Source organism: Brevibacillus sp. M2.1A (assembly GCF_013284355.2).
Taxonomy (GTDB): domain Bacteria; phylum Bacillota; class Bacilli; order Brevibacillales; family Brevibacillaceae; genus Brevibacillus.
The window spans coordinates 1,658,968-1,672,071 of the sequence record NZ_JABSUY020000001.1 but is presented as its reverse complement, the minus strand read 5'-3'; the positions used below and the strand labels follow the sequence as shown (position 1 = coordinate 1,672,071).

Annotated in this window: 16 protein-coding genes; 6 read left to right on the top strand and 10 right to left on the bottom strand. The window is 47.7% G+C overall.

The window, feature by feature from the left end; translation table 11 throughout:
- Nucleotides 1-99 precede the first annotated feature (99 nt).
- From HP567_RS08195 to fabL, 5 genes are all read right to left on the bottom strand, one after another.
- Nucleotides 100-1,320 (bottom strand): MFS transporter, encoded by a 1,221-nt coding sequence (locus HP567_RS08195; protein ID WP_173611407.1) that lies wholly within the window; start codon nt 1,318-1,320, stop codon nt 100-102.
- A 24-nt stretch (nt 1,321-1,344) separates the two neighbouring features.
- Entirely contained in the window at nt 1,345-3,126 is a 1,782-nt protein-coding gene (locus HP567_RS08190) for an ABC transporter ATP-binding protein (RefSeq protein ID WP_173611406.1), read from the bottom strand.
- 57 nt (nt 3,127-3,183) lie between these two features.
- The gene (locus tag HP567_RS08185; protein WP_007729805.1) at nt 3,184-3,720 is read right to left on the bottom strand and encodes a DUF402 domain-containing protein; all 537 of its coding nucleotides are present in this window, start codon (nt 3,718-3,720) and stop codon (nt 3,184-3,186) included.
- Nucleotides 3,721-3,768: 48 nt separating this feature from the next.
- On the bottom strand, nt 3,769-4,182 hold the full coding sequence (locus HP567_RS08180; RefSeq protein WP_016742780.1) for a GNAT family N-acetyltransferase: 414 nt from the start codon (nt 4,180-4,182) through the stop codon (nt 3,769-3,771).
- Nucleotides 4,183-4,293: 111 nt separating this feature from the next.
- Entirely contained in the window at nt 4,294-5,052 is a 759-nt protein-coding gene (gene fabL / locus HP567_RS08175) for an enoyl-[acyl-carrier-protein] reductase FabL (protein ID WP_012684763.1), read from the bottom strand.
- A gap of 196 nt (nt 5,053-5,248) precedes the next feature.
- Here fabL and HP567_RS08170 point away from each other — a divergent pair, with 196 nt between their 5' ends.
- Complete coding sequence (locus tag HP567_RS08170) at nt 5,249-5,473, top strand: hypothetical protein (protein WP_173611404.1); 225 nt, start codon at nt 5,249-5,251, stop codon at nt 5,471-5,473.
- Between the two features lie 49 nt (nt 5,474-5,522).
- Here HP567_RS08170 and HP567_RS08165 read toward each other — a convergent pair whose 3' ends face one another.
- Together HP567_RS08165 and HP567_RS08160 are read right to left on the bottom strand one after the other, a co-directional pair.
- Nucleotides 5,523-7,490, bottom strand: a complete 1,968-nt coding sequence (locus HP567_RS08165) for a methyl-accepting chemotaxis protein (RefSeq protein ID WP_173611403.1) — start codon at nt 7,488-7,490, stop codon at nt 5,523-5,525.
- A gap of 215 nt (nt 7,491-7,705) precedes the next feature.
- Entirely contained in the window at nt 7,706-7,981 is a 276-nt protein-coding gene (locus tag HP567_RS08160) for a hypothetical protein (RefSeq protein ID WP_173611402.1), read from the bottom strand.
- A gap of 35 nt (nt 7,982-8,016) precedes the next feature.
- Between HP567_RS08160 and HP567_RS08155 the strand changes: the two genes are divergently transcribed.
- The 3 genes from HP567_RS08155 to HP567_RS08145 all read left to right on the top strand — a co-directional run bounded on the left by HP567_RS08155 (nt 8,017) and on the right by HP567_RS08145 (nt 9,242).
- Complete coding sequence (locus HP567_RS08155; RefSeq protein WP_170831582.1) at nt 8,017-8,169, top strand: hypothetical protein; 153 nt, start codon at nt 8,017-8,019, stop codon at nt 8,167-8,169.
- 137 nt (nt 8,170-8,306) lie between these two features.
- A complete protein-coding gene (locus HP567_RS08150) occupies nt 8,307-8,465 on the top strand; it encodes a YrzI family protein (RefSeq protein ID WP_106654267.1) in 159 nt (52 codons plus the stop codon).
- An 84-nt stretch (nt 8,466-8,549) separates the two neighbouring features.
- Nucleotides 8,550-9,242 (top strand): Cof-type HAD-IIB family hydrolase, encoded by a 693-nt coding sequence (locus HP567_RS08145; protein WP_330873253.1) that lies wholly within the window; start codon nt 8,550-8,552, stop codon nt 9,240-9,242.
- Between the two features lie 40 nt (nt 9,243-9,282).
- Here the strand turns inward: HP567_RS08145 and mutY are convergent, their stop codons facing one another.
- Together mutY and HP567_RS08135 are read right to left on the bottom strand one after the other, a co-directional pair.
- Nucleotides 9,283-10,389, bottom strand: coding sequence for an A/G-specific adenine glycosylase (mutY, locus tag HP567_RS08140; RefSeq protein ID WP_173611401.1), 1,107 nt, complete (start codon nt 10,387-10,389; stop codon nt 9,283-9,285).
- A gap of 21 nt (nt 10,390-10,410) precedes the next feature.
- Complete coding sequence (locus HP567_RS08135) at nt 10,411-10,701, bottom strand: MFS transporter (RefSeq protein WP_173611400.1); 291 nt, start codon at nt 10,699-10,701, stop codon at nt 10,411-10,413.
- 159 nt (nt 10,702-10,860) lie between these two features.
- Here HP567_RS08135 and HP567_RS08130 point away from each other — a divergent pair, with 159 nt between their 5' ends.
- Nucleotides 10,861-11,850: a metal-dependent hydrolase gene (locus HP567_RS08130; RefSeq protein ID WP_173611399.1), complete on the top strand. Its 990-nt coding sequence runs from the start codon at nt 10,861-10,863 to the stop codon at nt 11,848-11,850.
- 141 nt (nt 11,851-11,991) lie between these two features.
- Nucleotides 11,992-12,537, top strand: a complete 546-nt coding sequence (locus tag HP567_RS08125) for a pyridoxamine 5'-phosphate oxidase family protein (protein WP_173611398.1) — start codon at nt 11,992-11,994, stop codon at nt 12,535-12,537.
- Nucleotides 12,538-12,592: 55 nt separating this feature from the next.
- Here the strand turns inward: HP567_RS08125 and HP567_RS08120 are convergent, their stop codons facing one another.
- Nucleotides 12,593-13,039 (bottom strand): carboxymuconolactone decarboxylase family protein, encoded by a 447-nt coding sequence (locus HP567_RS08120; protein ID WP_173611397.1) that lies wholly within the window; start codon nt 13,037-13,039, stop codon nt 12,593-12,595.
- Nucleotides 13,040-13,104: the final 65 nt, after the last annotated feature.

The window sequence follows — 13,104 nt, the reverse complement described above, 5'->3', positions numbered from 1 at the left end:
TTCAGGACCAGCCTATACGTCGTCCTGATGGAATATGAAGTTATTCACACCGACTCGCCATCACAATGGAGGTGCACCTCTTTTCGCGAAAATTACCTTTTATTCTATTCCAGAATCAGGATGCTGTACAGATTTGTTTCGGAAAAAGCTGTAGTACACCCAGCCTGCGTTAATAAACAAGAAAGCACTCGTCATGTAAAAGACTCCGCTAATGCTCACATAGCCTGCCAAAAAACCGCCAATCATCGGTCCAAGCATGCTGCCGATACTGACGAAGCTGTTGTTATAGCCATAAACACGACTGACCATATGTACAGGTGTTGCTCTTCGCAGCAAAGCATTGACGGATGGAAGCAGTCCTCCCAGCGACAAGCCTAACAAAAACCGGAGCGCGACCAATTGCCATACCGTATGTACGAGACCTTGCGGAATGAAGATGATTGCGGCAGCCAAAAGCGAGAACAAGAGCACCTTTTGCGAACCGAACCGATCTCCTAAACGCCCCAGCTGTGGGGAGGCAAAGACGTTTGCTACCCCCATGCAAGCCTGGACAATTCCGGCCCACAGCGCTACCTTTGCCCCTTCCGAACCGAGCAACTGCGAAATGTAGATCGGCAACACAGGGATAATGCTAAACAACGCAAACTGGATCATTACGGTTACAAAAAAGAGCGCCGGGAGTTCTTTGGAAGAAAAGATCATCTGAAAATCTTCCCGTAGACTCGACCGTTCCTTTTTTTCAGGTGGAACAAAGTTCTCTTTCACCGTAAACGTAATGACCAAGGTGGCCAATAATAATACGCAACCGGTAATCACAAAAATCATCCGAAAGCCGATCTTCTCCGCGAGAACCCCGCCAAACAGCGGTCCCATAATCGTTCCGGCCGTAATAAAAGACTGAAGCAATCCCGTTGCATAGCCAATTCGTTCTTTTGGGACAGAGGATGCTACCAATGCGGTACTGGCTGGGATGATTCCCCCTACGAGTCCATTGAGCAGACGAAGAGCCAGAAGCTGCCACAGGCTTCCCGCAAAACCGGTCATTGCCATGGTAATAGACATGAAAAATCCCGAGCGCAAAATCATGATCTTGCGCCCGTGCTTATCGGCCAAATTTCCCCAGATAGGCGAGACGAGGCCCGCCGTCAAAAAGTTGGCTCCAAAAATAATCCCCGCCCAAGCCGTGACTTGGTGAGGGTCTTCAATTCCGAAATCCTGCTGAATGTAAAGCGGTAAAAAAGGCATGATCATGCTCATCGCCACCATGACGAAAAACAACGATCCACAGAGCACATATAAATTACGGCGCCATATCTCCATCGGATTTCCTCCAATCCCATCTGCTTATCCCTGTTGCAGGTCGGATGTACTTCCTAAATCTTGCACACTCCACAGGCCATAGTATACTCCCTTTCTCTCCAGCAATTGCTCGTGGGTGCCCACCTCAACGATTTGTCCCTCTTTCATGACAATGATTTTGTCCGCATGGGTAATCGTCGAAAGTCGATGGGCCACGATGAGCGTGGTTCTTCCTTTTGCCAATCTGGACAAAGATTCCTGAATCGTGTGCTCTGATTCCAAGTCGAGTGCAGACGTCGCCTCATCCAGGATCAGAATACCCGGGTCACGCAGAAAAACTCGCGCAATCGCGATTCGCTGCTTTTGCCCGCCAGAGAGCTTCACGCCACGCTCTCCCAGCTCCGTATGGTAGCCATTCGGTAATTCGCTAATAAAGTCATGGGCATTGGCCGCCTTCGCAGCTTCTTGCACAGCACTGTCATCTGCATCCGGATTGCCCATTAAAATATTCACTTTTGCTGATTCACTAAACAAAATATTATCTTGCTGCACCATCCCGATGTGATGTCGCAAATTTTGCTGCTTCACATCGCGGATATCGATGCCATCAATCGTAATTTTCCCTTCGGTCACGTCCCAAAAACGCGGCAGCAAGCTGATCAGAGAAGATTTTCCGCCGCCTGACATCCCGACAATCGCAACTGTTTCACCAGAAGAGATGCTCAGATTTACATTGTTCAAGACGAGAGGGCCTTCCTCCCGATAGCGGAAGGACACATTCTCAAAGCGGATTTCTCCACGAATGCGTTTCGTTGCAGGGTCTACTGGCAACTCCCTTGCATTTGGCTTGTCGACGATATCGTACGATTCATCGATAAACTCGAACATCCGGTCCATCGAGGCAATTGCCTGAGTCAGGACTGTACTGGAATTGACCAGACGTCGCAGCGGCGTGTACAAACGCTCCAAATAAGCATAAAATGCCACGAGTGTCCCTACGCTCATACTCCCGCCGATGACTTGGTAGCCAGCATAGGCAATAACCAGGAGCGGTGCGATATCTGTCACCGTATTGACCACAGCGAAGGTTCGGGCGTTCCACCGCGTATGTGCCAGCGCTTTATCCAAAAACTGATTGTTCTCCTTGGCAAATTCCTTGCTCTCCTGCTTTTCTAATGCAAAGCTGCGGATGAGCGACATGCCGTTCACGCGTTCGTACAAATACCCTTGTAAACGCGCCAGTGCAGCAGAACGATCCTTCGTCAATTGACGCAAGCGCTTGTAGAAAAACTTGACAGAGATACTGTACAAAGGGAAAACAATAATGGCGACAATCGTCAGCTCCACGTCCATATAGAGCATGATCGCCATCGTCAGCGTAATCGTAATCAGGTCTAACCAGAGATTCATCAAGCCCGTTTCCACGAAGCTTTTGGTGGATTCCACGTCGTTAATGACCCGAGAGATGACCTCACCCGTTTTTGTATTGTTGTAGTAACGCATCGACAGTCGTTGTAAATGAGAAAACAATTGATTGCGAATGTCAAACAGGATACGACTGGATACCCACTGTGCATAGTATTGCCGGATGTACTCAACAGGGGTGCGAACAACGGTAAATAACAAAAAGGCCCCGAGCATCAGCCAAAATAACTGTTTCAGTTTTTCCTCTTGAGGAAGCGGGCTCGGCAGCAGGTCATCAATGACGTATTTGATAAGAAGCGGCAGAGCAAGTGGGATCGCAAATTTAATAATCCCAATACATATAGTCCCCAATATTTGTTTCCAATAGGGCAGGACATAAGCCAAATAGCGGCGTATGCTCAACCGTCATACCTCCTTTGCAAACAAGGAAATCCCTCCCCCGGTCATACGGGAAAGGGATTATTCCTCATCATCTCGCACTAAAAGATAACGCTCGTACCAACGTTGGACGAAACCGTTTTGAAAAGGGCCGCGTCGTGCGCTTACCCAATCCAGCACCTCTCGCAATGCTGTCTGCACTCTTTCCACAACAAATGGAGGATAGTTCATCTGTTTGCTATGCAAAAGAAACTCCTCTTCGTCGAGAATTGAGTACGTCATATCGGGAAACACTTTTACGTCGAGATCATAGTCTATGTAGCTTAGCAATTGTCCCTTCATGCTGAAGGGCGAACCAATGTTGCAATAATAATAAATACCGTCATCACGAATCATGGCAATGGTATTGAACCACTGGCCTCTACCAAATGTACAAATGGCCGGTTCACGCGTACGCCATTCCCGCCCGTCTGCTTCTGTCACCTTGACCCGATCATTTCCCCCAATCACCACCGCATCACTGGTATGAATCAACGTAGATTTGTCCCATATGCGGTGCAACGAATGGTCATGTTTATAACTTTCTATGCGGATATTGGAGCCCGGAGTTGGTGACATGACTCTCCCCTTTCTTCTCTTCTCTATTTGAATGGGGACAAGCCTCCTTTAAGAAGAGAGCTTTTTGGAAAGTGTAACATATTTTTGTACTTCATAGCCAAGTGAAAGGTAAAACGGAAGGACTTCCGGATTTGATTGATTGACCATGATCAAGACGTTATTGACACCTCGTTGCTTGAAACGCTTTTCAATTGCTTCAACGAGTTCGCGACCAATACCTGAGCCTTGCATCTCTGGAAGTACAGCCAATCGGTAGAAATAGGCACGTGCTCCGTCGATCGTGCCAACCACGACCCCTACCACTCTGCCTTCAATTTCTGCAACCATTACCAGATCGCTGTCCCAAGCCAAATGCTGGGCCAAATCGTTCAATGACTCTTTGTCCGATTGGTCCAACCCCGTCTCCTGCCAAATACGTGTGATAGCCGAATAGTCACCGAGTCGAAACGGACGAATCAGCATGTGTTGCCTCCTTCGTAACCTTCTTACTCTATTGTACAACACATGGACAACTTTGTCTTGTGTCGCCACACCACAAAGTCTCCAACTCCCTACTCCATCTACAATAAATAATTATGTCAAAAGAGAAATACCGCCGTCTACAATCAATGTTTGTCCGCGAACCATCCACGCTTTGTCGGAGAGCAAGAACATCACAGCATTAGCCAAATCTTCCGGCTCTACAATGCGTCCTGCTGGCGTACGCTCTGCTGAGCTACCGAGCAATTCTTCACGATTCGGGAAATGTTTGAGTGCATCCGTATCCACCGCTCCGCCAGATACAGCGTTTACTACAATATTATGCGGTGCGAGCTCGACTGCCAAATAACGAGTAATCGCTTCTACAGCTGCCTTCGATACGCCAACCGCTGTATAGTTGTCGAGAACGCGAATGGACCCAAGGCTGGACAAGCTCACGATTTTTCCGCCGTTGCCGCCCTTGATCATTAGTTTTGCCGCTTCTTGCGCACAGAACAACAGCGCCTTGCTGTTAATTTCCATGGTCCAGTCCCAATGGCTTTCTTCCAATTCCATCAGCGGACGCAATACACCCGATGCCGCATTGTTTACAAAGACATCCAGGCGACCGAATTCCTGGTCAATTTCTGCGAACAATTCTTTGATTTTTGCTACATCCCCTACATTGGCTTTGATCAGATGGACACGAGCGCCCTTTGCTTCCAGCTCTGCTGCCGCTTCTCTTGCCGCAGTGCGGTTACGCAAATAGTTCAGCACCAGGTCATAGCCCTGTTCTGCCAATTGAAGAGCAATCGCTTTCCCGATTCCTCGCGTCCCGCCAGTAACCAGTGCAACTTTTTTCGTTGTATTCATAAAAAGATTACCTCCCAACCTTACCAACTATTAATAGCAGGTACTAATATGTAAAAATCACTTATTCATTATACAACTCCACCTGCGCTTTTTCTACCTACGGAAAAAATCTCGGCATGACTTGATCCTCTCAACTATAGCCATACTAAGCTCGCGGTATCAGGCAAACCACTACCACATAAGGAGGAATGGCAGGGTGTACATAGGTCGGGAATTGTCCGAATTAACCATGATGCCACTAGCTGATTGGGAAATGAATGAGCTGCTTTATTACCATCACAATTTTTCACAATTGGCAGCTTACCTCAGTGCAGAAGGAGCCTCTCTTCACGTCAAAGTCATCCATGAGCTTGAATCCCGTGGGCCAGTGAATGGAGACAGCGGGGGATGGGATCATTCCTCGTCACCTATTTACGATTAAGTAAAAAACCCGGCTGCTCGTGAATGCAAACACGGCGCCGGGCTTATTTTTAGATACGAAATTGGCCGATCTGGTTTTGCAATTCCTCCGCGAGATGTTCGAGAGAAACGGCTGAGGAAGCGATTTCTTCCATAGAGGCTAGCTGCTCTTCCGCAGCTGCAGATACACTCCGCGTTCCATCTGACGCTTGCAGTGTCACTTCGGAAATATGACCAATAATCTCAACCACTTGCTGTGTCCTCGTGGAGAAATCACGTGTCGCTTCAGATACCTGACCGATTTTCTCTGCCACTTCATTGACGGCTGACTGAATTTGTTCGAAGGATTGGCCAGCTTCGTTCACCTTTTCAATACCTTCCGTTACTTCACGCTTGCTCTGATCCATAACAATCACTGCATGGTTTGTCTCCGCTTGAATCGCGGTGATCAGCTGGCTAATTTGTTGTGCCGAGCTTGCAGATTGCTCTGCCAGCTTGCGTACCTCATCAGCCACTACAGCAAAGCCTCGTCCAGACTCCCCAGCTCGAGCCGCTTCGATTGCCGCATTTAGTGCGAGCAGATTGGTTTGGTTTGCGATGGCAGTGATCACATCCACGATGTTTCCGATTTCTTGGGAACGCGTCCCCAGATTATCCACGACTTCTGCCAGACTGTGAATCGATTCGCTGGATGCGTTCATTTGAAGCACAGCCGATTGAATGGATTTGTTTCCGGTCACTGCCAAGTGTGACGATTCCTTGGCTGCAGTGAATACATTTTGTGTATACTCTGCGATCTGACCGATTCTTGCCGACATTTGTTCGACTGCTGCATTACCCTCCTGCGAATGAGAGACTTGCTGCTCGGTTCCCTCCGCCATTTCTTGCATGGTTTCTGCAATCTGTTCTGTCGCTTTGCTCGTCTGATCCGCACTTGCTGCGAGCTGCTCCGCCGAAGAAGCTAGCTGCTGAACAGAATCATTCACAGAATGAAGCAAGGACCGAAGTGATTCCGCCATATGATTGAAGGCTTTGCCCAACGTACCCAGCTCATCGTCATTTCGAATATCTACTTGTTGTGTCACATCGCCTTGGCTCATTTTTTCCGCCGCTTCTGTCAACATGCGCAGAGGACGGAGTAAGGAGCGCAAAATCAGGTAAATGACTCCGCCAGCTACCACCAGCGCAGCAATTATAATCACGAGCATCGTGTAAAAAATCGGATTTGCTGCTTCTACTGCTTCACTTTCATACATCACGCCTACCAGCTTCCAGTCCGTATTTTCATTCGTAGTAAACACGGCTTGGACGGGGTTTCCTTCATGCTGAAATTGTAAGCGACCTGACTCTTTTGCATATACAGTATCCGCCCAAGACTCTGTAACCTCCACGCCAGACTCTCCATTTGGATTGACTAGCATTTTTCGGTTTTTATCCAAAATCGCCATAAAACCTTGGGTACCGATTTTCGCTTGCTTGACCGTCGCGTCCAGCGCTGTCAGTTGAATATCAATTCCCAGAACACCGGATTTATCTGGCAAGGACATCGCCATTCCCAACACGACTTTCCCCGTTATGGCATCAACGTATGGGTCCACAATGATGCTCTTGCCGGGTTGCTTCATGGCTGCTATGTACCAATCCCTTTTTCGCGGGTCGAATCCCTCTGGAAGCTTCGAATCACTCGCGGTCAACATGCCACCATTTTCGTCTCCGATATACGCTTCACTCACTTCTGGGTTCATCGCGAGAAAACGTTGCAATTGTTTTTTCGTTTTCATTTTGTTCTCTTCTAAGATGTCTTGGCGTACAATATCAGAGGCAATCCATTCTACATTTCTCGATTGCTCCAGCAATGTGTGATTCAAAAGCGCATCTATCAATCGAACATTTTCAGAGGCAGTCGTAAGCAATTCATCTGACAACTCTGCCTTGGCACTCTGATATGAAAGCAACCCGAGCAAAAGCATGGGGATTACTAATATTGTGGAAAATGTAGCGATTAGCTTGGATCTTACAGTGAGTCCGGGTGTTTTCATTCGCTAGCATCACCTTTCTGCGTGTTGATGTCCTATATTGTTACCCGTTATATGTCTCATTGTAAACCTTCCTTTGCTCACCGGACTACACATTTGTTTATTATTTATTATTTTTTATTATATTCAGAATATACTTTCTTCTATAAATAGGTAAAAAATCGCTTTACAACAAGAAAAAAATGCCATATTCTAAGAGTACGTTCCACACACTACTACTACGGAAAGAAAGGAGGCAGCACCATGATGATGATAGCAATGAATCTAAATTCAGCTCTTTTTGATCGTCTTGTGGATGTTCCAACTAAATATAGCAGCGCCTCCTGGGTCGACGAATTCCAGTAGTATTCGTACTCTTCAACGTTTCCATTTCGTCTATTACCGACCACAGGCGTTGTTGCTTGTGGTCTTTCTATGTCCTTCAAAGCGGCATGTCCGTTTTTGTTGCCAGAAGACCGCAGGCTTTCGCCCGTGGTCTTTTTCTTTCTCGACAATTAACATTTTCCACCTTGAAAGGGGGTGATTGGTAATGGTACTGAACTTTTTGCTTTTCACGGTCAAGATTGAACGCAACAAGGAACAAGCAGAGAAACTTTTCACGGAATCTGCTCGCTGTCGCTATCTCGAAGAACGCGCCGAAGAACATGCTTTTGAAGCTGCACAATTTGTAAGCCGCATTTAATGGACACCACTACTTGACTACGGGAGGGATTTTGGTATGAAAAACAAACAACGGCGTCAGATGATGAGGTTTACAGGAGTCAAAGCGATAGATGGTAGCTGACTGCACCAAACTAACGGGATGGGAGGGATACACTCATGTACATTCCAATGATTTTCTTCACGATCATTATTGAGAAACGAAAATTGACACCGAAGCAAATTGAAGCAAAATACATGCAACAGCAAGCGCTGAAACGCATGGAAGAACAAAAGCATCAGATCGTGACACAATTTCCAGAGTTTTTGATTCGATAAAAAACGGTTTTACCAAGATCATGTCTGCGGGGGCATGATCTTTTTATTTTCCACTCCTCTCCCCCTCTCTCGAAGCTTTAGGCCATTCAAGAGCTGCAAAGAAACAAGATCGAGGTCGTCTTAGCAACAGGCAGAGCTCATTATTATTTTGACAAGCTTGCCCAGCAGTGCGGCATCGACTCGTATGTCAGTTGCAATGGCGCATATGTCGTCTATCAAGGAAAAACCATTTATGATCGCCCCATCCCGCCAAAAACACTCGATCAATTGCAACAGATCGCGGCCCAGCACGACCATCCCATCGTGTTTCAAGGCAGTACGGCGGGCTTTTCTACCCATCAGCAGCATCCTTATTTGGATTGGACCTTTCAGCAATTGAAGCTTGATTCCCCCGATCACAATGCGGACTTCGCCTATTCTGAAAATATTTATCAGGCGCTGTTGTTTACGCCAGATGCGCATGAACAGCGGTACAGAGAAGAGATTCCCGCTCTCTCGTTTATACGCTGGCATGAGTATTGTATAGATGTTTTTGCGAAAGGCGGTTCCAAAGCGCTTGGTATTGAAGCGCTCCTCTCGCATATCGGGCTTGCGCCAAGCAAGGCAGTTGCTTTTGGAGACGGTCTGAATGACAAAGAAATGCTCTCTTATGTCGGGATGGGGATCGCGATGGGCAATGCGCATAAAGCTTTATTGCCGTATGCCAATTACGTAACGCGACACGTCGATGATGGCGGGATATCTCACGGCTTGCGTTATATCGGACTGATAAAATAAAAAAAGCTGCCGAGAAATGCCCGACAGCTTTGCCTACTTGTTATTTTTGTCCCAATAGTTCGCGAATTTTTTGATGCGCCATCGGGATGGTGTAAGCATCTAATTCCTCCCAAGCTACGTATCTTGCATGAGCGGAGAGCTCTTCCCCTTCGATCCAGTCACAGGACCATACTTGCATGTTCCACTGCAAATGGGAGAAGATGTGCTGAACCGTACCCAGCGGCTGCATGACTTCTACATCGATTCCGAATCGTTCACGCAAACCAACTGCAAGTGCCTCCTGCTTGGCAGCATCACTTTCCTGTTCAGTTTCAACAGTAGGGAATTCCCACATGCCAGCGAGAAGCCCCTGATCGGGACGCTTGTTCATCAAGACTTTGCCGTCGCGAACGATAATGCCTACTTGCAGATCAACAGGACGTGGAGGTTTGGCTTTGCCTTTGACCGGCAGCTCTTCTGCCACTCCCTCCTGACGCGCCATACAGTAGTCAAACACCGGACAGGTCAAGCATTGCGGAGTGCGCGGCACACAAACCATCGCTCCCAGCTCCATTAAAGCCTGATTAAAATCTCCCGCTCTTCCCTCTGGAATGACCTGGCGTACGAGATGCTCGATTTTGATTCTTGTGGCAGGCTTGGCAATGTCATCGGTTAAATACAGCAGGCGTGAAAAAACACGCATAACATTTCCATCCACAGCCGGCTCCGCCTTTTCATAGGCAATGCTAAGAATGGCACCTGCTGTATACGGCCCGACACCTTTTAGTGTAGCGATCTCTTCTGGTGTATCCGGCACAACTCCTCCATAGCGAACCGTTACCTCGCGGGCTGCGGCTTGAAGATTGCGCGCGCGGGAGTAATAACCGAGTCCTTCCCACGCTTTTAAGACATCATCCTCGGGCGCTTTCGCTAAATCACTCACCGTCGGAAATTTCTCCATGAAATTCGCATAATAAGGTTTAACGGTCTCTACGCGTGTTTGCTGAAGCATGATCTCCGATACCCAGATGCGATAGGGGTCTTTGTTGATCCGCCAAGGCAAATCCCGCTTTTGTGAGTCGTACCAGGCCAGCAAATCCTGTGCAAAGCCAAACACATGAAATTGTTCAGGAAGTGTATATTTCAAGCTTTCTTTTTTTCTTGCCATTTCCTTTTCTTCTACTCCTTTTCAACCCAGTTCCGCGGGACGAAACGCCCACACATGCAGTTTCGCAGCTCCGCCGGAAATACAGTCGCAAAAGTCTTGGTCTGCCAATCGGTTTGCCTTGATTTCTTCGTATACGTGAACAGTCTCGACCTCAAACGTTTCGACAAACAGACCGGGCTGATCCAAGCCCTCCATTGAGCGATACTGACGTGCACCCATCGCTTCCATTCGCTCAGCCATCTTGGTGAGCAATCTCAGAGCGTGACTTCGTTTTTCAGTATCCAGCTTATATTCAATGAAAACCGTTAGCATGCGACATGTTCCTCCTTTACCGATTCAACGCTTTCATCATACCCTTCCCACCCCGTGCGAACAAGCACACAAATATTTTCAGAACGGGCGGGAATTAACCTTAGGCAAACGCTATAATAAACAATAAAAGTGGAAGGAAGGGAGGAAGACAACGATTCCATGGATACAGCCACACATTTTGCCATGGGCTTTGGATTGGCCGGGCTCGCCTATCTTGATCCTGTCGTAGCTTCTACTCCGTCACTTGCAATGGCCGTCATGATTGGAACGGTCATTGGCTCGCAGGCACCTGATTTGGATGGCTTAGTCCGCCTTCGTGGTACCGCTGCCTACATTCGCAACCACCGAGGCGTTTCTCACTCGGTTCCCGCTTTATTTCTCTGGACTGGAGCCATTTTCGTTCTCATCCAGGCCATAATGCCACAGCACCATTGGCTGCATTTGCTCGGCTGGATATTCCTGGCCGTCTGTTTACACGTATTCGTTGATTTGTTCAATTCCTATGGCACAAAGGGCCTGTACCCGTTTCGCGACAAATGGGTGGCGCTCAACGCCATTTTCATTTTCGATCCGTTCATTTTCGCTGCTCATCTCGTCGGCTTTATGCTATGGGCAGCAGGTGCGCATCCTGGACACGTCTTTTTATGGATATACGTGATCATTGCCGGGTACTACTACTGGCGTTGTCAGGTGCAAAGACGAACGACCGAGCTGGTTCGTCAGCGAATCGGCAAAGCTGGTACTTTCACCATCATTCCTACTCTTTCCTGGACGTATTGGACCTTCGTCGCCAAGACAGACCAGCATTGGTATGTAGGTGAAGTCATTTCGGGAGACGTCGTCATCTTGGACACCTTCTCCATCAAACCGGAAAATGAGCGGATTGCGGCAGCCAAGAAAAGTTACAAAGTCCAGTCCTTTCTTGCTTTTACCCATCATGTGCACGTAGAAACAAAGGAGCGCTCCTTTGGCTACGAGGTCAAATGGATTGATCTACGCTACCGCTCGCGTTTTCAAGGGAAAAGTCACTACATGTTCGTCGCCGTGGTCTACCTCAACTTTGACCTGACCATCCGTGATTCCTTCGTCGGTTGGATCCACCGCGGAGAAGAACAGCTTACCAAAAAATTGGATTCAAAACGCTCGTAATCGACGAGACTGCCGCCCCTGTCAGTAGAGGGCGGTTATTTTTTGTCATCTGACCCGCTCATTTTCACCAAAATTGCACCTGTTCTCCTAGTCAAATACCCATTACGATCAAAATAACAACGACAGACTGGGGGACTCGACATGATACCAATTCGTTATTCCAAGCGTACCATCACTGATCAGGAGCAAATTGACCAGTTTTTGCAAGTGGCAAAGGTCGGCCATCTCGGCTTGTCCAATGAAATCGAGCCGTACATCCTGCCTTTGAATTTTGCTTGGTGGAATGGCTGTATTTATTTTCACGGCGCGGATTCTGGCAGAAAGATCGAAATGATCAATGGCAACAACCGCGTATGTTTCAGTGTTTGCGAGGAGTACGGCACAATCGCCTCGCCTGTGCCTGCCCATATCGATACGGCTTACATGAGTGTGTTTATCGCTGGGACCATTGAGCGTGTTTCCGAACCTGAAGAGATGCGCGATGCGATGCAATCCATGATCGACAAGTACGTACCCGGCTATTATTCAGAACCGTTGCCTTTGCAGCATGTCATCAAGTATCGTTCTTCGATGGGCAGTACAACCGCCATCTTCCGGATTACGCCTACCGCGCTAACCGCCAAAGGTAATCCCCTTTCCGAAGAGAAACAATTCTATCCGGGCAGAAAAGTCGGGATGGATGTATAGCCCGAAAAAAGACACGCTCCTTTTATAAGAGACGTGTCTTTTGCTTGACTGATCTTTACTTATTATACGGAGCACTCATTCCTGTCGAAATCGCGATTCGGTTCCAGCTGTTGATCGTATTGATCGCCATAATCAAGGCAACGTACTGGTTCTCGTCAAAATGCTCGCGAACCTGCTGGTAGAGCTCTTCTGAAACACCGTTAGCTGTAATGACCGTGACAGCTTCTGTCAAAGCAAGGACGGCCCACTCTGCCTCTGTGTAAACCGCAGATTCTCTCCATACACTGAGCAAATAAATGCGTTGCTCTGTCTCACCGAGCTTGCGCGCATCTTGCGTATGCATATCCATGCAAAAGGCGCAGCCATTGATTTGGGAAGCACGAATTTTGATCATCTCAATCAGTTTTTTGTCCAAGCCGCTTTCATTCACGAATTTTTCCAGCTTGAGCATGGTTTGATACGCTTCGGGATTCACTGTACGATGATTGATTCTAGCTTGCATGATTCATCTTTCCTCTCCACTCGAATTTGCTTTCAACCTCAAAGACGAGTGAAGTGTCGTTCTTG

Bases quoted from the DNA above. Each gene is read 5' to 3' on its own strand.
- HP567_RS08135 (WP_173611400.1), bottom strand. From the start codon at position 10,701: ATGCTAACGGTTTTCATTGAATATAAGCTGGATACTGAAAAACGAAGT.
- HP567_RS08125 (WP_173611398.1), top strand. From the start codon at position 11,992: ATGATACCAATTCGTTATTCCAAGCGTACCATCACTGATCAGGAGCAA.
- HP567_RS08120 (WP_173611397.1), bottom strand. From the start codon at position 13,039: ATGCAAGCTAGAATCAATCATCGTACAGTGAATCCCGAAGCGTATCAA.
- HP567_RS08185 (WP_007729805.1), bottom strand. From the start codon at position 3,720: ATGTCACCAACTCCGGGCTCCAATATCCGCATAGAAAGTTATAAACAT.
- fabL (WP_012684763.1), bottom strand. From the start codon at position 5,052: ATGAATACAACGAAAAAAGTTGCACTGGTTACTGGCGGGACGCGAGGA.
- HP567_RS08130 (WP_173611399.1), top strand. From the start codon at position 10,861: ATGGATACAGCCACACATTTTGCCATGGGCTTTGGATTGGCCGGGCTC.
- HP567_RS08180 (WP_016742780.1), bottom strand. From the start codon at position 4,182: ATGCTGATTCGTCCGTTTCGACTCGGTGACTATTCGGCTATCACACGT.
- HP567_RS08165 (WP_173611403.1), bottom strand. From the start codon at position 7,490: ATGAAAACACCCGGACTCACTGTAAGATCCAAGCTAATCGCTACATTT.
- HP567_RS08195 (WP_173611407.1), bottom strand. From the start codon at position 1,320: ATGGAGATATGGCGCCGTAATTTATATGTGCTCTGTGGATCGTTGTTT.
- HP567_RS08150 (WP_106654267.1), top strand. From the start codon at position 8,307: ATGTACATTCCAATGATTTTCTTCACGATCATTATTGAGAAACGAAAA.
- mutY (WP_173611401.1), bottom strand. From the start codon at position 10,389: ATGGCAAGAAAAAAAGAAAGCTTGAAATATACACTTCCTGAACAATTT.
- HP567_RS08155 (WP_170831582.1), top strand. From the start codon at position 8,017: ATGGTACTGAACTTTTTGCTTTTCACGGTCAAGATTGAACGCAACAAG.